The following is a 24,237-nucleotide window of genomic DNA, read 5'->3' on the forward strand; positions in this document are numbered from 1 at the left end:
GATTACCTCTCATCGAATGCATCTTCGATGGCTGACATCACCGGTTTTGCTGCGTACTCGATAACGCGACGCGAGCCTGTTTTGACGTCGGCGGTAAATTCCATATAAGGTGATAATTTGTATTGAGTGCCTCCTCGCTCAAGAAAATTTCGATCAATTTCAATCTCTGCCAAATAGAATTCGGCATCTTCTTCTTCGTATGATGAACGGCTAATTGAGGCGATGGTTCCCTCAACAAATCCATATTTTGCGAAGTTATAAGTATCCATTTTTACTTTTACCGCTTGGCCAATTTCGACAAACCCCATGTCTTTACGCGGAATTTTCGCTTCACCGTGTAGGGAGTTATTGATTGGTGCAATATCAGCGATACTCTCGCCGGGTGGTATTACCGCAGAACGGAAGTTGAAGTGTAATTTGTCGACCACACCATCCACTGGTGAGTAGACGATTAAGCGGTCTACCTTATCGGAATGTTGTGGTTGCAAGATCCGTTTTAGTTTGAGGTCTTTATTGGCCTGGATGATCTGTGCTTGGTACTCAGAGTTGCGGTTCTCAACTAAATCTCGATGTTGTTTTTCGAGTTTGTCGAGCTGGAAACGTTCGTTCATGACGGACTCATCAAGGTTTTCAATCTCACGAACCATATTGGATTCTTGTACTTTCATATTTAGAACGTCGACATAGGACGCCATCTCTTCTTTATAAAGCGTGTTTTTGATGTTGAGTTGTTTGCGAATGAGCGAGAGTTGGTTCTCTGAGCTTTTGCGACGCTTTAGCATTGATCCAATCAGAGAGTTTTTGTGTTTAATATCGTGAGTGATCAGCTCTTCGTTGGAGCGGTTCTTCGAGAACTCTTGCTGCCACGTATTCATGTTGACTTGAACTTGTTCTGGGTACTTTTCGATGTAAGAAGCAAAGTTTGGTTCGATCATGTCACGTAAGCTTTCATAACGAATTTTATCGAGTTCCAACTGAATGATTTCAGTGTTCACTGTATCGAGTTGGGTGTTACGGTCGAGTGAGCGGATTCGAGCAATAGGCTGGCCTTCATACACAACTTCCCCTTTTCTCACTAACAGCTCTTCTAAAATACCGCCTTCTAGGTGTTGAACTTTCTCAACATCAGACTCTAGTAACAGCTCGCCACGCACAGAAACGACAATGTCGATGCGTGCTTGTGACGCCACGGCGATAGCCACCAAAGCAAGCAGAAAAATGATGAGCAACGTCTTGTGAACGCTTGTCATCGCACTTGCAAGCACGATGGTGTCATCTGCTGTGACCTTGGAAGCCTCGTTGTTAGAAACGAGCGCTTTTCTGAGGTGATGCTCTATTTGGTTATTGCTCATGACCTACCTCGATGACTCGTCATCTACAACTTCCTTAATATCCAGCAAGTGATTGATTTGTCCATTGACGTTTTGTAGTTCAGTTTTCACATCTTCTAAAAGCGCTTCCGGCGCAGGGAATTCGTGTTTACTCAAATGTTCCAACTTGGCCATTTTGGGCGGCAGGTCTTGGTCGCATAACAAAGTTAAGATGGTTTTCAATTTTTTAGAGTAGTTGTTGAGTTCATCAAAACGATTACCTTTATGAAGCATCTCTATGTTCATCGGTGCGTCCGAAAAGTCCTTATAAAAGTCGCCTAGCAGCAATTGCAGCCCTTTGTGGTTGTTGTCGATTGAACGCAATAAATTCGTCATGTCTATCATCATTCCACTGCCTTAATTGCTTTCATCACAATAACTAAGGATCTTTAAAGGCAGTTTTCAAATTTTTTTTACTTCTTTATGCATAAAAAGAAAAATATGACAAAAGTTGTATAAAAACTTGGTTTTTCAAAATGGTGTCCTTTAATGCCTCTAAATACGATCAGTTAGCTAGTAGCAACGGAGGCTGTAATGGCAGGCGAAAATAACCAAAACAACCAAAATGAAGATCTCAATGACGCGGTAGAACAAACGGACACGAACGACGCGGGTACGCCCTCCCAACAGCAGAATCAACAAAATCAACAGAATACGATTGCGTCGACAATAGCGACGGGTGCTGAAAACACGGATGCGGCCGACGAGGTTAATCAGGCTTTAGAAGACAATCCGAGTGGCGCAGGTAATGCTGAAGATGCGTCGGCTTCTGGTGCGGCTGTTCAAGAAGAGACGCCAGAAAGCGATGGAGATTCAGACGCAGCACAATCCAATGTAGTCGGTGGTGCGGCTTCGGAAGCTGGCTCGGACAATGCTGCTGGCAGTGGTGGCGGAGCAGCAGGTGCTGGCGCTCAAGCAGTAGGTGGCGATAACGCAGAGTCTGCGACAGGTGGAGCAGACGCTGAAGGTAATGAAGAACAAGGCCAAGCTGCACGTACCTCTGCAGCGTCGAGTTCTACATCTTCTGAATCGGGTGAGCAACAAGTCGGTGACGACCTCGATTCACAGACAGTCGAAGAGACATTTGCCGTTGATGTTCAAGCTTCAGATGAAGAGACCATCAGTGAAGTAGAAGATGACTTTGATTCTGAAACAGTAAGCGAAACGTTTAAAATCCAAGTAGAAAGTGAAAATGATGCGCCAGAAGCAGAACAAGATCTGGCTTACATCATGGATGAAGATGGCTCCATAACATTCACTCAAGAACAATTACTCGAATACGCAAGTGATGTAGATGGGGACGAACTGGTTGCATCTAACGTTCAAGTTGGTGCTGATGCAACCGTTCAAGACAATGGTGACGGTACTTTCACAGTAGTTCCTTCAGCTGACTTCAATGGTGAACTTGACCTTACTTTCGACATCAGTGACGGCCAAGAAACGATTAGCAGCGCAATTGATTTAACGGTACGTCCGATTAATGACGCGCCGGTTCCTGAAGATAAAACGTTTGAAATAGAGGAAGATGGCACACTCATCTTCACCGATGCAGACCTATTAACAGGCGCAACGGACATCGAAGGTGACAACCTTACTGTTGAAGGTGTGACCTACGACGGTGGCGACGGTATTCTTACTGACAACGGTAACGGGACTTACACCTTTGCTCCAAACGAAAACTTCAATGGCGATGTAAACTTCGGTTTTGATGTGTCAGATGCTACCGATACGGTGTCTGCAAACATTGATGTGAGTGTTACGGCGGTTGATGATGCGCCAGTGTCTGGTGACTTAGCTTACTCAGTCGATGAAGATGGTTCGATTCGTCTAAGCCAAGAGCAATTGCTTTCTCAAGCTTCTGACGTGGAAGGCGATGACCTAACTGCTAGTGGCCTAACGGTTGGCGGCGATGCGACAGTTACTCAAAACGACGATGGCAGTTTTACCATCACGCCAGATGAGAACTTCAATGGCGACATTGATATCAGCTTTGATATCTCAGATGGCACTAACACGGTTCAAGCTTCTGCCGATTTAACCGTTAACCCAATCAATGATCTGCCAGTTCCTCAAGATCAACAGTTCAGCATTGAAGAAGACGGTACGCTGCAGTTTACTGATGCAGATCTGCTAACCGGTGCAACCGATATTGAGGGTGATGATCTCACGGTTGAAGGCATCAGTTATGAAGGGACTGATGGGGTACTGACAGACCATGGTGATGGCTCATACAGCTTTGCGCCAAATGAAAACTTTAATGGCGACGTAAACTTCGGTTTCGATGTATCAGATGGTACCGATACAGTCTCTGCCAACATCGATGTGAGTGTGACACCTGAGAACGATCCACCTGTTGCTGGCTCTACGTCTTACACAGTTAATGAAGACAATTCGATTACCATTTCTGATGCACAACTATTGGCAACATCTTCAGACATTGAAGGTGATGTATCGATAGACAGCGTGACTTACTCGGGTAGTGATGGTGTCCTTGAAATCAACGGTAACGGTACTTACACCTTCTCGCCAAACGAGAACTTCAATGGTGAAATTGCTCTAGATGTAGTGGTTGCCGATGAAGAAGGTGCAACCGATGCGACAACTGCGGGTATCACCGTACTTGAAGTGAATGATCCGCCAGTCGCAGGCCCAACGTCTTACACCATTGATGAAGACTCAGTACTGACGTTCAGTGAGTCACAAGTGCTACTGAATGCTTCTGATGTAGAAGGGGATGTTGAGCTTGTTGGTATTAATTACAACGGCCCTGACGGTATCTTTTCGGTAAATGGTGACGGCACTTGTAGCTTTGCACCGAACGAGAACTTTAATGGCCAAGTTCAACTTGATGTGACCATTCGTGATGAAGATGGTACAGAAGTTGATACCGTCATCAACGTGGATGTTCTGCCAATTAACGATGCACCAGTCTCGGGTGATTTGGCTTACAACGTTAACGAAGACGGTTCAATCACATTGAGCCAAGATCAGTTGTTGTCTCAAGCGTCCGATGTTGAAGGTGAAGACCTAACCGCGAGCGACCTAACGGTTGATGGAAACGCAACGGTAACCGCTAATGATGATGGTAGCTTCACCATTGTTCCTGATGCGAACTTCAATGGTGACGTTGATATCCAATTCAACATCACGGATGGTACTGACACGGTTCAAGCAACCGCCGATCTTACTGTTAACCCAATCAATGACTTGCCGGTTCCTCAAGATCAACAATTCAGCATTGAAGAAGACGGTACGCTGCAATTCACTGACGCTGACCTGCTTACTGGTGCCACCGATATCGATGGCGATGACCTCACCGTAGAAGGCATCAGCTACATAGGCGGTGACGGTGTATTAACAGACCATGGTGATGGTACTTATACCTTTGCACCAAACGAAAACTTCAATGGTGATGTCAACTTCAGTTTCGATGTGTCTGATGGCACAGAAACGGTTAGTGCAAACATTGATGTTAGCGTGACTCCAGAGAACGATCCGCCAGTTGCGGGTTCAACGTCCTACACGGTGAATGAAGACAATTCGATTACCATTTCTGATGCACAACTATTGGCAACATCTTCAGATATTGAAGGTGATGTATCGATAGACAGCGTGACGTACTCTGGTAGCGACGGTGTCCTCGAAATCAATGGTAACGGTACTTACACCTTCTCGCCAAATGAGAACTTCAGCGGTGAAATTGCACTGGATGTGGTTGTTGCTGATGAAGATGGTGCAACCGATGCGACAACTGCGGGTATTAGCGTTCTTGAAGTGAATGATCCGCCAGTCGCAGGCCCTACGTCTTACACCATTGATGAAGACTCAGTGCTGACCTTCAGTGAATCACAAGTGTTACTTAATGCCTCAGATGTAGAAGGGGATGTTGAGCTTGTGGGTATTAGCTACGATGGCCCTGAGGGCATCTTCTCTGTAAATGGTGATGGCACTTGTAGCTTCGCTCCGAATGAGAACTTTAATGGCCAAGTTCAGCTTGATGTCACCATTCGTGATGACGACGGTGCAGAAGTTGAAACCGTCATCAATGTTGACGTGTTACCAATCAATGATGTGCCAGTGTCTGGTGATTTGGCTTACAGCGTTAACGAAGATGGTTCAATCACACTGAGCCAAGATCAGCTGTTGTCTCAAGCGTCCGATGTAGAAGGCGAAGACCTGACCGCGAGCGACCTAACGGTTGATGGAAACGCAACGGTAACCGCCAATGATGATGGTAGCTTTACCATCGTTCCAGATGAGAACTTCAATGGTGACATTGATATTCAATTCAACATCACTGATGGTACTGACACAGTTCAAGCAACCGCCGATCTTACTGTTAACCCAGTTAATGACTTGCCGGTTCCTCAAGACCAACAATTCAGTATTGCAGAAGACGGTACGCTTCAATTTACAGATGCCGACCTACTCACCGGTGCCACCGATATTGATGGCGATGACTTAACCGTTGAAGGTATTAGTTATACAGGTGGTGATGGCGTACTGACCGACCACGGTGATGGTACTTATACCTTTGCGCCAAATGAAAACTTCAATGGCGATGTGAACTTCAGTTTCGATGTGTCTGATGGCACAGAAACGGTCAGCGCTAACATTGATGTGAGTGTGACACCTGAGAACGATCCGCCAGTTGCGGGTTCAACCTCATACATGGTCAATGAAGACAATGCCATCACAATTTCTGATGAACAGTTGCTTGCAAACTCTTCTGATGTTGAAGGTGCCGTGTCGGTTGACAGTGTAACTTACAGCGGCACAGATGGTGTGTTCCAAGATAATGGTGACGGCAGTTACACCTTCCTTCCTAATGAAAACTTCAGTGGCGATATCAGCCTTGACGTTATTGTTGCCGATGAAGACGGTTCGATTGACGAAACCACGGCGGGCATCACCGTTCTAGAAGTGAATGATCCACCGGTTGCGGGTCCAACGTCATACACCATTGATGAAGATTCGGTTCTGACGTTCAGTGAATCTCAGATTCTTGTGAATGCTTCGGATGTCGAGGGCGATGTAGAACTCGTTGGCATTAACTACGATGGCTCTGACGGTATCTTCACTGTAAATGGTGATGGTACATGCAGCTTTGCACCCAACGAAAACTTCAATGGTCAGGTTCAATTGGGTGTGACCATTCAAGATGAAGATGGCGCAACGGTTGAAACACACATTAACGTTGATGTATTGCCAATCAATGATGCGCCAGTATCGGGCGATTTGGCTTACACCATCAATGAAGATAGCTCCATCACGCTAAGCCAAGAGCAATTGCTAGCAAGAGCAGGTGATATCGATAGCGATAACTTAGAAGCTATCAATCTATCTACTGATGAAAATGCGACCATCCAACACAATGATGATGGCAGCTACACCATCACACCGAACGCAGATTACAACGGTGACCTAGATCTGAACTTCGATATCATCGATAACGATGGTGGTTCAGTTCAAGTTGGCCTAGACATTACCGTGAATCCGGTTAATGACTTGCCACAAGCGCAAGATCAACAGTTCACGATTGAAGAAGACGGTACGTTACTCTTCACCGATGCTGACCTGCTTGCAGGTGCGTCGGATATTGATGGTGATGAACTGTCGATTGAAAACGTACTCTACACAGGTGCAGATGGTGTTCTTAGCGATAATGGCGACGGCACATATAGCTTTGCTCCAAACGAGAACTTCAATGGTGATGTTCAATTCTCATTCGATGTCTCTGACGGTACTGATTCAACATCAGCTGTTATTGATGTCAGCGTAACGCCTGAGAATGATCCACCGGTAGCGGGCTCGACATCTTACACAGTCCAAGAAGATGGCCAAATCACGATCAGTGATGAGCAACTATTGGCAAACTCTTCCGATGTAGAAGGCGATGTTTCACTGTCTGGAGTATCGTACTTCGGTGATGACGGCTCATTTGTTGATAATGGCAATGGTACTTACACCTTTACGCCAAATGAAAACTTCGATGGTGATATTTCACTAGACGTTGTTGTCGTTGACGAAGACGGTGCAACCGCAACCACAACCGCTGGCATCGATGTTATTGCTGTGAATGATGGACCTGAAACTTCGGGCATTCAGGCTGAAGTCGATGAAGATAATTCAATCACCATTACTCAAGAGCAGTTACTCGCTAATGCGACCGATGTTGAAGGTGATGAGTTAACGGCATCTAACCTACAAACCAACGATCCAGATGCGACAACTGTTACTAATGACGATGGTTCATTCACTATTACGCACACAGAAAACTTCAATGGCGAGTTGGACTTCACATACAGCATCAGTGATGGTGAGAATGAAGTTCTGACGACACTCGACTTGACGGTTAACCCTGTCAACGATGCGCCAGAAGCGGGCGATGAAATCTTCATCCAAGCGCAAGAAGACCAAACAGTTGGTGTGACACTTCGTGAAGAACCAGCACTACGTTTAGACCAAGCGCCAGAAAACGGCATCATTGAAGCAAATGTTAATGACGAATGGGTGGTACTGGAAGTAGGACAAGAAGTTCCTGCAGATACCGAAGTGCGCTTTGTTCCAAGTGAAGATGCTCTTGCTGAAGGTACACACACCACACAAATCGGTACGTTTGACGATAACGCGAGTGTGGATGATTGGGGTACAGAAGTTGACCCTTATACGCGTGAGTTCTCAGATGGTGACTTAACGGTAACTGTTCAAAGTAACGATGACCCTCTTGGTGCCTGGAATGGCAACACCCACATTGGTCATGGTATCGGTGATACTGACCGCCAAGGCTTAAGTGGTGATGAGAAACTGACGGTTTCAGTTGAAGGTCAAGACATCAATGAAATCAGTTTCCACCTAGATGGTTTGGGTGGCTGGTTCATGGAAGAGTCTCGTCACTTTACAGAAGTAGAAATCAAAGCGTTCAATGAGGATGGCGACCTAATTGACTCGATGACTTACCACAAAGAAGACCGTGGTACTTTCGAGACAGATTACACGCTAACGGTTGATCAACCAGTGTCCTACTTTGAGCTTGGTACCGTGCAAGGTAATGGTACTTACGTCGTTCAAAACATGACAGTGTCACAAACTTGTCATGATGAAGCGGTGTTTACATCGATTGGTGTAGATGGTTCAGAGATTACTGAAACGGTTGAGTTGAATATCCATGCGGGTGACAACGAAATCGAGTTAACGGCTGATCTTCCGAATATTACTGTCGATACCGATGGTTCTGCCCAGTTTGCTTCGGTTGTGATTACCGAAGAGCAACTACTGGCGCAAGCATCTGATATTGATGGCGACGACCTTGATATTGAAAATCTAGAGCTAGTGGGTGAAAACTCAGAGCATGCAACACTCACCGATAATGGTGATGGCACTTGGACGGTAACACCGGATGAAAACTTCCATGGTGAAATCGAACTTGGTTACCAAGTTACCGATGGTGAGCTGACAGACAGCAATATCATCAATATCAATTTCGAATCAGTAAATGATGCGCCAATCGTTTCTGGCCCGATTGTTCTATCGACAGATGAAGATGAAGGTATCACGTTCAGTGCAGATGACTTGCTAGCGAACACCACAGATGTGGAAGGCGATACGCTATCTATTTCTGACATCACTTACGGTGGTGATAACGGTGAGCTAGTTGATAACGGCGATGGTACGTTTACCTTCATGCCGAATGAAAACTTCAATGGTGAAATCGACATCGACTACAAGGTGTTTGATGGAACTGATGAAGTTGCAACGCATCTAGACCTAACGGTCGTACCAGTCAATGATGTGCCGGTTCCGGGTGAACCATTGCACACCCAAATGCTTGAAAACGGCTCCATGATCATCGAAGCGAAAGACCTATTGTCTGGTGCTACCGATGTTGATGGCGACATTCTTCATGTCGAAAACCTATTACTTGCAGACCAAACGCAAGGTACGTTAACGGATAACGGTGATAATACCTTTACCTTCGAACCTACAGAAGACTTCTACGGTGAAGTGAATCTGATTTTCGATATCAGTGATGGCCAAGCAAGCGCACCAAGTACAGCAAGAGTTGACGTTGAAATTGTCAATGAAGGCCCAGAGGTTGGTGGTCCAATTGAAGCCGCTGTTGATGAAGATGGTTCAATCACTATCACTCAAGAGGATCTGTTAGCGAATGCAACCGATGTAGATGGCGATAACCTTGAAGCGGTTAACTTTGCGACCAACGATCCAAATGCGGTTGTTGTAGAAAACCCAGACGGTAGCTTCACTATTACACCAAGTGCAGATTTCTTTGGTGAGATTGAGTTTACTTATGATGTCACTGACGCGATCGAAACTGTTGCGGCTGACCTCAACCTAACCGTAAACCCTATCAACGATGCTCCAGACGTGCCTGACATGTCTTTCACTACGGAAGACGGTCAAGCGATTACCATTACCGAAGCTGAACTATTAGCACAAGCGACAGACATTGAAGGCGACGAACTGTCAGTTGTGAATGTGACGAGTGCAAGCGACACGGTAGAAGTCACAGACAATGGCGATGGAACATACACATTAACACCAGAGCAGGGCTTCTTCGGTAACGTTGACTTAGCGTTTGATGTGAGCGATGGCACTGATGTGGTTGCCGCAAACATCGACCTAAAAGTTGAGTTCGTCAACGATGCGCCAGAAGCGACGCCAATGGTGGCAGATGTCGACGAAGATGGTTCAATCCTCGTTACACAAGAAATGTTGTTGGAGAACGCGAGCGACCAAGATGGCGATGAGTTATTTGCAAGCGCGCTTGAAACTAACGATCCAAATGCCAGCATTGTAGACAATGGTGATGGCACGTACACAGTGACACCTTCAGAGAACTTCAATGGCGATATTGCATTCACTTATGAGGTGAGCGACGGTGAGCTAAGCACGTCTAATGACATGACATTGACCGTTAATCCGGTAAATGACATTCCAATTGTTGCTCCAGGCCTGTACCACATCGAAGAGGATGGCAGCATCCTGTTCACTCAAGAGGATCTGTTGAGTGGTGCGATTGATATTGATGGCGACGACCTAAGCGTTACTAGCATCAATTACTCTGGCGATGAAGGCACAGTCACCGACAATGGTGACGGCACGTTCAGCTTCGTTCCTGAAGAGCACTTCAGTGGTGATCTGCAGTTCAGCTTTACGGTAACAGACGGTACGGATGAGGTTGAACAAGACATTAATGTTCACATTGAAGCAGTTGCTGATGCGCCTGACTTAGTTATCACGGATGGTGATGGTGTTAACGTCGACGACCAGGCGATTTTGGTTGAGCCAGGCGGTATTGTTGAACTGAACATTGCTGCGGCACTTGTCGACCAAGACTTGTCTGAAACACTCACTGTTACAGTAGATGGTGTGCCAGAAGGTTCGGTTATTCAATACGATAACGAAGGCGTTCTGAATGACCAAGAGAACGGTATCACCAGTTACAACGACACTGAAATCACAGTAACGTTTGAAGGTGAGACGGCTGGCTACCAAAACGCTGCGGGTTACTACAAAGTAGACGAAGACGGCAACATCACAGGTGTTGAAGTTGTTTACGAAAACGCATCACAAGTTGGTGGTGGCGGCGACCTTGTTCCAGGGCAATATCAATTCAGCTTCCAAGTCGAGGAAGGCGAAAGCTTTAACCTGTTCTTAATTCCAAACGGACATCAGCACAACGACTTTGATGCGATGCAAGACGGTAAGTACGAGTTCCGTGCTGAGGATGGTTCGCCTGCGAACATGGATACGGTTGATCCTCAACTTGTCTTTGTGGCTGCTGATGGAACCGAGACAGTGATTCAAGGCCAGAATGGTGACGCGATCTTCCATGGTGGTTCAAGCTCTCAGCTAAACCAAGATGGTATCGAACATACTCGTACTACGGTTAATGAAGACGGCGAGCTGGTTTACGGATTTGAAGATTTGTATGGCGGCGGAGATGCTGACTATTCTGACTTCAACTTCACAATCGATGTCGGTGAAGTGAACAGCCAAATCTACAGCGGTGAAGTAACGGTTGGCCCTGATGGTACGGTGAACTTACCAACAACGGCTATCGAAAATGCGTTACAAATCCAGTTACCAGAAGACTTCAATGAGCAGCTTGAAGTTCATGTAACCGCAACTGCGACAGAGTTATCGAATGATGATTCTGAAACGGTATCTCAAACCATCTACATTAACGCGACAGGCGCGCACATTGAGCACGCACCTGAAGCACTTCCGGTTTCTGCAACGGTTGAAGAAGATGGTTCAATCATCATTACGCAAGAAGACTTATTGGCTAATGCGCGTGATTTAGATGGCGATCAGTTGACGGCTCTGAATTTAGCAACCGATGATGAGAGCGTTACGATTACCGATAACGGTGATGGTACGTACACATTAACGCCAGATGCTGATTTCAATGGCGATGTGAGCTTTACGTTTGATGTGTCTGATGGTGATGATGTTGTCTCTACCAACCTTGAGTTAACAGTTTCACCAGTAAATGACGGTCCAGAAGCACAAGACCACGCATTCACAGTCGGCGAAGATGGCGTGTTAACGTTCAATGACCAAGACCTATTAACAGGTGCAACGGACATTGAAGGGGACGACCTAAGTGTTGAAGGTGTAACTTACACTGGCGCAGATGGTGTCCTAACCGATAATGGCGATGGCACCTACAGTTTCGCGCCGAATGAAAACTTCAATGGCGATGTGAACTTCTCGTTCAATGTATCAGATGGAACCGATACGGTAACCGCTAACATTGATGTGAGCGTGACGCCAGAGAATGATCCTCCGGTTGCGGGTAGCACGTCTTACACGGTTCATGAAGACAACTCTATTACGATCAGTAACGAACAATTGCTAGCGAACTCTTCGGATATCGAAGGCGAAGTCGCAATTGATAACGTGACTTACAGTGGTAGCGACGGTGTTCTGGAAATCAACGGTGACGGCACATATACCTTCTCTCCAAACGAGAACTTCAATGGCGAAGTTAGCCTAGATGTTGTCGTGACGGATGAAGATGGAGCGACTGAAGCAACAACGGCGGGTATTACTGTCCTTGAGGTGAACGATCCGCCAGTTGCTGGCCCTACGTCATACACCATCGATGAAGATTCAGTACTGACTTTCAATGAGTCTCAAGTTCTGTTGAACGCTTCTGATATTGAAGGTGATGTTGAGCTTGTTGAGATCAACTACGATGGCCCAGACGGTATCTTCTCAATCAATGGTGACGGTACATGTAGCTTCGCTCCGAATGAAAACTTCAACGGCCAAGTTCAATTGGATGTAACCATTCAAGATGAAGACGGCGCTCAGGTTGATACGTTTATTACGGTTGATGTATTACCAATCAACGATGTACCAGTATCAGGCGACCTTGCATACAGTGTTGAGGAAGACGGTTCGATTACCTTGAGCCAAGAGCAGCTTCTTTCTCAAGCGAGTGATGTAGATGGCGACGACCTTACTGCTTCTAACTTGATTGTTGATGGAGACGCGACGGTTGTTGCTAACGATGACGGCAGCTTTACCGTTACGCCAGATGCGAACTTCAATGGTGACATTGACCTAACGTTCGACATTAGCGATGGTACAGATACGCTGGTTGCGACGGCTGACCTAACCGTTAACCCAGTCAATGACCTTCCACAACCACAAGATCAAACGTTCAGCATCGGCGAAGACGGCATCTTGAACTTCACTGATGAAGACTTGCTGACAGGTGCGACTGACATTGATGGGGATGACCTGTCGGTTGAAGGCGTTACTTACACAGGTACGGATGGTGTTCTTACTGATAATGGCGATGGAAGCTACAGCTTTGCGCCAAACGAAAACTTCAATGGTGATGTGAACTTCAGTTTTGATGTGTCAGATGGCACGGATACGGTTCAAGCCAACATTGATGTCAGCGTGACACCAGAGAATGATCCACCAGTTGCGAGTAGCACGTCTTACACCGTTCATGAAGACAACTCAATTACCATCAGCGACGAACAGTTACTTGCTAACTCTTCGGACATTGAAGGTGATGTGGCGGTTGACAGCGTTACTTACACTGGCGCTGATGGTGTCTTTGAAGACAATGGTGACGGTACTTACACCTTCTCACCAAACGAAAACTTCAACGGCGAAGTTAGCCTTGATGTTGTCGTAACTGATGAAGAGGGCGCAACTGAAGCGACCACCGCGGGTATTACTGTACTTGAGGTGAACGATCCACCAATCGCAGGCTCAACGAGCTATTCAGTCAACGAGGACGAAGTTATCACCATCAGTTCAGAGCAACTGTTGGCGAACGCTTCTGATATCGAAGGTGAAGTGGCGATTGATAGCGTTAACTACACAGGCTCAGACGGTATATTTACCGACAATGGTGACGGAACATTCAGCTTCGCACCAAACGCTAACTTCGATGGCGATGTAAGCCTTGATATTGTCGTTACTGACGAAGAAGGCGCAACCGTAGCAACCAACGCAAGCATTGATGTTCTGCCTGTTAACGATGCTCCGGTATCGGGTGACTTGGCGTACAGCGTGGACGAAGATGGTTCAATTACCTTGAGCCAAGAGCAATTACTTGCTCAAGCGAGCGATGTTGACGGCGATGACTTAACAGCGGCTAACCTAACTGTTGGTGGTGATGCGATAGTTACAGCAAACGATGATGGTAGTTTCACTATCACGCCAGATGCTAACTTCAATGGCGACATTGATTTGAACTTCGACATTACTGATGGCGATGCGACGCTTCAAGCAACGGCTGATCTAACGGTTAACCCAGTTAATGACTTGCCAACAGTCGGTGAGCCACAATTTGTGACTCAAGAAGACACCAGCTTTACCTTCACTGAAGAACAACTGCTGCAAAATACGGGCGACATTGATGGCGATAACCTATCGGTTGAAAATGTTGCTTCAAATAGCGGTACTTTGGTTGATAACGGCGACGGCACTTACACATTCGCACCGAATGAAAACTTCGACGGTAATGTGAATGTGACGTTCGATGTGAATGACGGTACCGCGACAGTACCAGCAGAAGCGACAATTGATGTTCAATCTGTGGTTGATATGCCAGAGCTGTCGATTGCGTCTGACTTGGTCATTGCTTCAGACAACTTCGAGTCTGGCTCAAACGGTTGGAATACCGGTACTGAAAGCTCACAAGGCTTCGAATCAGGTGACATGCTAGGTCGTATTGGTGGCACTGGTGGCGATGAAGCTGTCAGCAAAACTTACGACATTCCAAGTGATGTGAGCGAAGTTAATATCTCGTTCAGTTTCTACGAAATTGATTCTTGGGATGGTGAGTCATTCCAAATCTTTGTCGGCGGCGAAGAGCTTACTTCGTTAGATAACTCGGCGTTCCAAACTCAAGATGGCACTACAACGTTGTACGATTCAGCGGGCAATGAAGTCGGTGAAGTTGTTCACGGCGTGTCGCAAGGTGAAGGCTTCAGTGGTTGGAACGACCAAGCACACCAAATCAACCTAACGGTACCCGTTGAAGACGGCCAACTTGAGTTAGGCTTCGGTTCAACCTTGAATCAAGGTGTAAGTGATGAGTCGTTTGGCATCGATAACATTGAAATCACAGTGTCTGACGCGGATTACCAAATCATTGGTACCGAAGATACACCTGTACCACTTGATATTGATGCGGCGCTTACTGATACCGATGGTTCAGAAAACCTTGCTATTTTGATTGAAGATGTGCCGGAAGGCAGCTCGCTTTCTGCAGGTACCGATAACGGTGATGGCACATGGTCATTGCAACCAGGCGAGCTAGAAGGGCTAGAGTTTATCCCTTCAGGTGACTTCAATGGTGATGTGGTTCTAACTGTAAATGCGACATCGACTGATGTTGATACGGGCACCACCGCGACGGCAACCCAAGATGTGACGATTCATATCTCGCCAGCGAATGATGCTCCAGAAGTTGATGGTGACATCAGTGCTGTGACAGCCGAAGACAACAGCATCACGCTAACTCAAGAGCAGTTGCTAGAGCACGCTGTTGACATTGATGGTGATGATTTATCAGCAATCAACCTAACTACCAATGATGAAAATGCGACCGTTCAAATGAACGACGATGGCAGCTTCACCATTACACCGAGTGAAAACTTCAACGGTAATATCGAATTTAGTTACGATGTAACCGATGGGGAAGACATGGTCGCGGCTGGCCTAGACTTGACGGTAACACCTGTCAATGATGCGCCAGAGCCACAAGACCAAGCATTAACTATTGGTGAAGATGGGGTTCTTAACTTCACTGACGCTGACCTGTTAACGGGTGCAACGGATGTTGAAGGTGATAACCTAACAGTCGAAGGTGTGACATATACGGGTGCTGATGGTGTGCTTACCGACAATGGTGACGGAAGCTACAGCTTTGCGCCAAACGAGAACTTCAATGGTGATGTGAACTTCAGCTTTGATGTGTCAGATGGCACGGATACGGTTCAAGCCAACATTGATGTGAGCGTGACGCCTGAGAACGATCCACCAGTGGCAGGTAGCACGTCTTACACTGTGCATGAAGACAACTCAATAACGATCAGTAATGAACAGTTATTAGCCAACTCTTCAGATATTGAAGGTGAGGTTGCGATTGATAGCGTGTCTTACACTGGCAGTGACGGTGTGTTCGAAGACAACGGTGACGGCACTTATACTTTCTCGCCAAACGAGAACTTCAATGGTGATGTGAGCTTAGCGGTTGTTGTTACCGATGAAGAAGGGGCAACAGAAGCGACCACAGCGGGAATCACTGTACTTGAGGTGAACGATCCGCCAATCGCAGGCTCAACCAGTTACTCAGTAAACGAAGATGAAGTTATCACCATCAGTGCAGAGCAACTGTTGGCGAACTCTTCTGATATTGAAGGTGAAGTGGCGATTGATAGCGTGAACTACACAGGCGCTGACGGCATCTTTACTGACAATGGCGATGGAACATTTAGCTTCGCGCCGAACGCAAACTTCGATGGCGATGTTAGCCTCGATGTAGTGGTGACTGATGAAGACGGTGCGACAGTAGCCACCAGCGCAAGCATTGATGTTCTTCCAATTAACGATCCACCAGTATCGGGTGACTTGGCATACAGCATTGATGAAGATGGTTCTATTACTCTGACTCAAGAGCAGTTGCTGTCTCAAGCATCTGATGTGGATGGCGATGACCTGACCGCAAGCAACCTAAGCGCAGGCGACAATGCATCCCTTGTTGATAATGGCGATGGCACCTTTACGGTAACGCCAGATGCTAACTTCAATGGCGATATCGACCTAAGCTTTGATATTTCGGACGGTACTGAGTCGATTGTGGCGAACGCCGATCTGACCGTAAACCCAGTCAACGACTTGCCAACGACATCCGATGTTTACGCGAACGTTGATGAAGATAATGTCATCACTATTACGCAGGAGCAGCTACTTGCGAATGCCGCTGATATTGAGGGAGATGACCTTGTCGCTTCCAACTTAACCTTAGTGGGTGACGACGCAACGATTGTCGACAATGGCGATGGCACGTTCTCAATCACTCCAAGCGAAAACTTCAATGGCTACATCGACGTTGCCTACAGCATCAGCGATGGCGACACACCAATTGCCGCTAACTTAGGCTTAACCGTTGACCCAGTTAACGACGCGCCAATTGTTTCTGCTGATGTGGCGATAACCATTGAAGAAGACGGTTCATACACCATTACTCAAGAAGAGCTCCTACAATTCGCGACTGACATCGAAGACGATGACATGACCGCAATTATCGGAGAGCCGGGTGATGAAACAACCGTAACCGGTACCGTGTTAGATGCTGAAACTGGCAATCCAATCGCAGGTGCGGATGTGACGTTAACCGACAATGCGGGTCACTCTTACACAGCGGTGACCGATCAATCAGGTAACTACTCTGTGAGCGGTCCTGTTGTTGACCAAGGTACCGTTACTATTGAACAAGACGGCTCTATTACCAGCAGTTTCCTAGTTCCAGCTGGTGAAGATACCAACGGTGGCGTAACTGCAATATCTGAAGTACTTGAAGAAACAGATATGCGTATCGTGGTTACATGGGGTGAAAGCCCACGTGATATGGACAACCATCTATGGCTCTACGATACAGAGAATGGCAGTGAGCTAGACCATATTTACTATCGCGACATGAGCCATGATTTGGGTGAAGGTAATGTCGTTCAGCAAGATGTAGATGACACGAATGGCGGTGGTCCTGAAACCATCACTATTCCAAATTATCAAGATGCTGACATGCACTATTCAGTACACAACTACACCAGCAGAAGTTGGGATGTGGATGGTGTTGAAGATGTACAGGTTCAGGTGTTTGTTGGCGATACATTGGTTGAAACCTTTAGCCCTGATTTATCTGAAAGCCCATCGGGTGACCACTGGCATGTATTCGATATTGTGAACGGCGTTATTGTTCCATGCCAAGATGTAGGCACTCAAAATGCATTCGACTTGCCAACGGCAGAAGAAGCGCTCGCGAATGAAAACGGCATTGATATCTCTGAATTGCTAACCGGCGATGAAGGTGATGATTCCGGTGATGCAGGGGGTAACGAACCAAGTGTTGGAGATGTTTCAATTGAGAACGCTCTTATCACTGACAATGGTGACGGCACTTACACCATTACACCGGAAGAGAACTTCAACGGTGAATTCTCCATTAGCTACAACGTGGACGATGGCAACGGAGGGGTTACACCTGCGGAACTTGACGTTACCGTAACAGCAGTTAACGACCTTTCGGTTATTTATGACCATGACTACACCATTAATGAAGATGGCTCATTAACCTTCACTGATGAGCAGTTACTCGCTGGTGCAACGGATATCGATGGCGACGACCTTTCTGTTGAATCTGTTAACTACGAAGGCACCGAAGGTGTGTTTACGGATAACGGCGATGGCACTTATACCTTCGCTCCAAATGAGAACTTCAATGGCAGCGTCGACCTAACTTACGATGTGAGTGACGGTACGGATGTTGTATCGGCAAATATTGATGTTCAAGTTGTGCCAATTAATGACGTACCGGTCGCTGGAACCACCGCTTACAGTGTTGAAGAAGATGGCAGCATTACCCTAAGCGATGCGCAACTTCTGGCGAACAGCTCAGATGTTGAAGGGGAAGTGTTTGTTAGCGACGTAAGCTACAGCGGCACTGATGGTGTGTTCACTGATAATGGTGATGGTACTTACACCTTCTCGCCAAACGAAAACTTTAACGGTGACATCAGTCTTGATGTATCTGTTATGGATGAAGATGGTGCAACCGCTGAAACAACCGCAGGTATCGACGTCATTGCTGTTAATGACTTGCCGGTTGCAGGTTCAACGACCTACAGCGTTGACGAAGATAACGTGATTACCATCTCTGAAGCACAGCTTCTTGCGAACAGCTCAGACATTGAAGGTGATGTATCCGTTAGCGACGTTTCCTACTCAGGCGCAGACGGTATCTTCACTGACAATGGTGATGGTACTTACAGCTTCGCACCAAATGAAAACTTCAACGGCAATGTCAGCCTAGATGTCACCGTTGCAGATGAAGAGGGGGCAACGGCTGAAACCACGGCGGGTATTGAAGTTATCGCGGTTAACGATGCTCCAGTATCTGGCGGTTTGGCTTACTCAGTGGATGAAGATGGTTCAATCACGCTAAGCCAAGAGCAGTTGCTTGCTCAAGCATCGGATGTGGACGGCGATGATCTTACCGCTGCCAACCTAACTGCGGGTGATAACGCTACCGTTACGGCAAACGATGATGGTTCATTTACTATCACACCGGATGCCGATTTCAATGGCGATATTGACCTTAGCTTCGACCTTTCTGATGGTACTGAAACGGTTGTTGCAACGGCCGACCTTACTGTGAATCCAGTGAATGACATCGCGGTTGTAGAAGATGTCGCTTACACCATTGAAGAAGACGGTTCACTTACCTTTACAGACGAGCAACTGCTAGCGGGTGTTTCTGATATTGATGGTGATGAGCTTTCAGTTGCCGATGTTTCTTACACTGGCGCAGAGGGTGTGTTTACCGACAATGGCGATGGCACTTACACCTTTGCACCAAACGAGAACTTCAACGGTGACATAAGTTTGGACTTCTCAGTATCTGACGGTACAGAGACGGTTGATGCAAATATCGACGTAACGGTAACAGACGTTAACGATGCACCAGTGGCAGGCGCAACGTCTTACCAAATGAACGAAGATGGCACCATCACATTGAGCCCTGAGCAGTTGATTGCTAATAGCTCTGATGTGGACGGGGAAGTGTCGCTTGATAGCGTGAGCTACTCAGGTGCAGACGGTATCTTGGTTCAAAATGAAGATGGTTCGGTAACGTTCGCACCAAACGAAAACTTTAACGGCGACATCAACCTTGACGTGACGGTTATTGATGACGACGGTGCAACGGCTCAAACCACCGCTGGTATTGAAGTCATTGCAGTTAACGACGCACCAGTGGCTGGAAACGTGGCTTACTCGGTTGATGAAGACGGTTCCATTACGTTATCTCAAGAGCAGTTGCTGGCTAACGCATCCGATGTTGATGGTGATGCACTGACCGCAAGCAACCTATCTGCAGGCGATAATGCGACTGTAACAGCAAACGATGATGGTTCATTTACTATCATTCCTGATGCTGACTTCAACGGCGACATAGACCTAAGCTTCGATGTGTCAGATGGCCTTGAAACTGTTCAAGCAGGCGTCGACTTAACGGTTAACCCTGTTAATGACTTACCAACAGCCGCTGACCAAAGCTTCACCGTTGAGGAAGATGGAACGCTAATCTTCACGGATGCAGACCTATTAGCAGGCGCTGCAGACATCGACGGAGATGACCTGTCTATTACGGACGTGTCTTACACGGGCGCAGAAGGTGTGTTCACTGATAACGGTGATGGCACTTACAGCTTTGCTCCAAACGAGAACTTCAATGGCGATGTAAACCTTGGCTTCACCGTGTCTGATGGCACTGAGACAGTCGATGCCAATATTGATGTGACCGTAACGGATGTGAATGATGCACCAGTGGCGGGCTCTACCTCTTATCAAATGAACGAAGATGGCTCGATTACTATTAGCCCTGAGCAGTTGATTGCGAACAGCTCAGACGTTGATGGTGAAGTGTCGCTTGAAAGCGTTACTTACACAGGCTCTGACGGCGAATTGGTTCAAAACGATGATGGTTCTGTGACCTTCACGCCGAGTGAGAACTTTAACGGTGATATCAGCCTAGATGTGGTTGTAACCGACGATGACGGTACGAATGCTACAACAACGGCAGGCATCGAAGTTCTGGCCGTGAACGATGGACCTGAATCTGAGGATGTGAAACTAACCACAGCCGAAGACAGTACCATTCTTATCACACAAGATATGTTGTTGGCTCAGGCGACGGATATAGATAACACCGCAGACGAGCTGTCAGCTTCGGGTCTACAAATCGACCCTAGCTTGGGTGAGTTGCTAGACAACGAAGATGGTACTTGGTCATTTACACCAAACGAAAACTTCAATGGCGATGTGCCAATGACGTTTAACGTTAGTGATGGCCAAGAGACAATTTCAGTCGACGGTAACATCGATGTCACGCCAGTGAATGATGCACCTGAAGCACCAATGATTGAGATGCAAGGCGAAGAAGATGTGGTCATGGTGATTGACCCAGCTTACATCGCGGATCAAGTCACGGACCTTGATGGCGACGAGATCAGCATCGAGAGCATCACAGTTCGAGCTCCAGCCAATGCGACCTTAACTCAGCAACCAGACGGCATGTATCACTTAGTGACTACTCAAGACTTCAATGGCTTAGTAGAACTGGGTTATCAAGCTACTGACGGTGAAGAAGTGGTTGATGGGTCGCTGAATGTGGATGTGATTCCTGTTAACGACGCACCGTTTAACGTTGGTAACGCAATGATGACCACAAACGAAGATGGCGCGTTCACCTTCGATGCTGGCGACTTGATGAACTTGTTCGGTGACATTGATACGGCGGACCTTGTTGTTTCTCGCATTATTACCGCAGACGGTGAAGATGGTGGTGAAGTAACAGACAACGGTGATGGTACTTGGACATTCACACCAACAGGCGACTTTGCGGGTGTTTCTGACCTACAAGTTGTTGTGAGTGACGGTGAGTTCGAAACGGTTCTCGATATTCCTGTGTACGTACGTCCTGTTGCAGATGGCGCGGTGATTTCAACTGACCATGACGGTCCATTAGTCTTCGGCGAAGATGAAACGGGTCACTTGGGACTGAACGTTGGCCTAGTCGATGATTCAGAAACACTAAGTAACTTGGTGATGACAGGTTTCCCTGTTGGATTCGAGGTAACAGATGGTGTGAATACCGTGATGATCACCGAGCCGGGTCAATACATCGACCTGTTCGACTGGGATATCTCAAATATTCAAATGACGCCTCCTGAAGACTTCCATGGTGAGTTCTTCGTAACCGTAAGTGCAACAACCGTTGATTACGGAGATGAGCCGGAAGCGTTTGATGATGGTATCGATTCAGGTGATTTCGAAACTGTAGCGGGTGATTCCATCATCCTAACGGCGTACGACCTAATCGGTTTGGCTGAGAATGTGGATGCTGACAGCGATGATGAAGTGAAACTGGTTCATCTTGCCGACCGCAGCCAAGGTGAGATTGTCGATAATGGCGATGGCACTTGGACGTTCACACCAGCACCAGGCTTTACTGGCGAAGCCGATATAGCTTACGTGGTTGATAAAGATGGCGTGCTTCATGATGAGCAAACTGGCGTAGTCGTGAAAGAAGGCGACTCACAAGAGAATGCAGCACCAGAAGTTAACAGCATCACGACGACGGAAATCGCAGCGGATGCTACCTTGTCGTTCACTGATGAAGACATGCTGGCGAACCTGAGCGATGCGGAAGGCGACAGCTTGAGCATTGAGTCAGTAAGCTTGATGGAAGGTCAGGGCGTAATAGAGAGCGATAACCAAGGTAACTATCAATTCACACCTGCTGAAGACTACACCGGAGATGTTCAAGTTGGGTTTATAGCGACCGATGGCGAAAATCGCATCGAAAGCTTCTTCAATGTGGATATCCAAGGTGGTGATGAAGCAGCGGCGAGTGAAGGTTATGCCTTAGCTGATGATGGTTCATTAACTATCACCGAGTCACAGCTGGTGGATGAGTTAGGCGTGAGTGATTCTGCACAAGTTGTTGATGTTGCAGACGCCAACGATGCAGGCTTCTTTGCTGAATCTGGCGAAGGTGAGTGGACTTACTGGCCAAATGAAGACTTTGACGGCAACTTAGCGATGAATGTTGAAGTTAACGACGGCGGTGAAGTATCAAGCCACAGTGTAAGTATCCAAGTAGTCGATGAATCAGTGCAAAGTGATGAACCACAAGTCCAAGCTGCTCAAGCAACAGAAGAGCAACAAGTGGAAGTGACTCAACAAGCTGATGAACAGGCTCAAGATGCTGAAACTGAAGACAGTACAGCCGATGTAACCGCGGCACCGGGCGATACCATCTCTATCTCGATTCCAGATGAGGTGAGTGGTAACGAATCGGTTGATTATGCTGAAATGTCTGGCTTACCTGAGGGATCTACTGTGAGTAATGCACTGGATAACGGTGATGGTAGCTTCACAATCAGCGGCAACTTAGATCAGTCTGTATCGGTTGAACTTCCGGAGGGCTACGAAGGTACTAGTGAAATCCAATTCCAAGGTTACGACGAATTGGGTGGCTCAATAGACGGTGCGAGCGGTTCTGTTGAAGTTGAGGTCGATGATCAATACACCATGCAAGGTTCTACTCAAGAGCAGCAACCGGACATGGCCGGTATGGAATCTGGAGGCAGCGACTGGACAAGTTCAGGTGGTCAAGATCAAGGTGTTGACTTCACGGATGACTCTGGAAGCTTCGATTCAGATTCTCAAACTGGAACTGATCAAGGCAACGACTTCGACCAAAGCTCGATTTAATCGAGAGGGCTTGGTTTTAGTCTGAACCGACATTTAGTCTAAACCAACAAGCAGATAGGGCAGCGTAATGTTGCCCTCGTTAAAGCCATGCAGACTCGCCTTTGCGTGGCTTTTTTATTTGCTTTTGTCTCGCTAAATAAACTTGAGAACAGATAAAAATGTCCTTAATTATTAGAAGAGTTAATTAAAAGGAGGGACGACATGTATCGTTATGTCAGTTCACCGCAAGCGTCGAGATACATCGTGCCACCACCTCAACATCGTGAATTGTCGAGTGTCGATGTTCCTGAGTCTGAATTGGAGATGCGAGAAATTCTAAATAATTGGTTAGCCGATGGTTTGGCTCCGATTATTCAAAGTGATGACGATTACATTGCGGCAAGCGACCAAGTTCGATTTGAGAAACTTAGCCGCACGGTCGGCATGTTACTTAGGAACAAAGACTATTACTTTGCAACTAAGCGTATCCTATCTTTGTGGGAGCAAAATTGCCTTGAAACCACCTATGTTAATTATCTCATTCTACGCAGCGAAAGAGCCACTTCGTTAAGGTGATTAAACGCAGCCTGGGTTCGCTGAACATGATTGCTTGTTTTGAGAGCTATGATGACTCAAGTTTGCTAAGAAAGCAGGCAAACAAAAAGGGCAAGCTTTGAGGCTCACCCTTAAGATTGTTCTTTAAGTGTCTGATCTAGTTATTTAGCATTCTGGTTACACAGCTTTTTGCTTAATTACTTATCTTACCGATGGCTAAGTTAAATGACCTCCGGCGGAGCCGGAGGCTTATTGGGTGACGCCCTCTAAGGGC

The 24,237-nt window shown here is 46.8% G+C and carries 4 protein-coding genes; 2 read left to right on the forward strand and 2 right to left on the reverse strand.

Features of this window, described 5'->3' with window-relative positions; all coding sequences use genetic code 11:
• Positions 1 to 2: 2 nt before the first annotated feature.
• Together AB6C75_RS05940 and AB6C75_RS05945 are read right to left on the reverse strand one after the other, a co-directional pair.
• Positions 3 to 1,352, reverse strand: coding sequence for an HlyD family type I secretion periplasmic adaptor subunit (locus AB6C75_RS05940; RefSeq protein ID WP_017099383.1), 1,350 nt, complete (start codon positions 1,350 to 1,352; stop codon positions 3 to 5).
• Positions 1,353 to 1,355: 3 nt separating this feature from the next.
• A complete protein-coding gene (locus AB6C75_RS05945; RefSeq protein WP_017099384.1) occupies positions 1,356 to 1,718 on the reverse strand; it encodes a hypothetical protein in 363 nt (120 codons plus the stop codon).
• A 186-nt stretch (positions 1,719 to 1,904) separates the two neighbouring features.
• Here AB6C75_RS05945 and AB6C75_RS05950 point away from each other — a divergent pair, with 186 nt between their 5' ends.
• Together AB6C75_RS05950 and AB6C75_RS05955 are read left to right on the forward strand one after the other, a co-directional pair.
• Positions 1,905 to 23,429: a tandem-95 repeat protein gene (locus AB6C75_RS05950; protein WP_372107301.1), complete on the forward strand. Its 21,525-nt coding sequence runs from the start codon at positions 1,905 to 1,907 to the stop codon at positions 23,427 to 23,429.
• Positions 23,430 to 23,630: 201 nt separating this feature from the next.
• Entirely contained in the window at positions 23,631 to 23,984 is a 354-nt protein-coding gene (locus tag AB6C75_RS05955; protein WP_371701131.1) for a hypothetical protein, read from the forward strand.
• Positions 23,985 to 24,237 lie beyond the last annotated feature (253 nt).

Origin of the sequence: Vibrio sp. 10N.237.312.B06 (assembly GCF_041464685.1) — a bacterium.
In the GTDB taxonomy this organism is placed as follows: domain Bacteria; phylum Pseudomonadota; class Gammaproteobacteria; order Enterobacterales; family Vibrionaceae; genus Vibrio; species Vibrio tasmaniensis_A.

What these genes read in the sequence shown, in the direction of transcription:
- AB6C75_RS05940 (WP_017099383.1), bottom strand. Translation starts at nt 1,352, where the DNA reads ATGAGCAATAACCAAATAGAGCATCACCTCAGAAAAGCGCTCGTTTCT.
- AB6C75_RS05950 (WP_372107301.1), top strand. Translation starts at nt 1,905, where the DNA reads ATGGCAGGCGAAAATAACCAAAACAACCAAAATGAAGATCTCAATGAC.
- AB6C75_RS05955 (WP_371701131.1), top strand. Translation starts at nt 23,631, where the DNA reads ATGTATCGTTATGTCAGTTCACCGCAAGCGTCGAGATACATCGTGCCA.
- AB6C75_RS05945 (WP_017099384.1), bottom strand. Translation starts at nt 1,718, where the DNA reads ATGATGATAGACATGACGAATTTATTGCGTTCAATCGACAACAACCAC.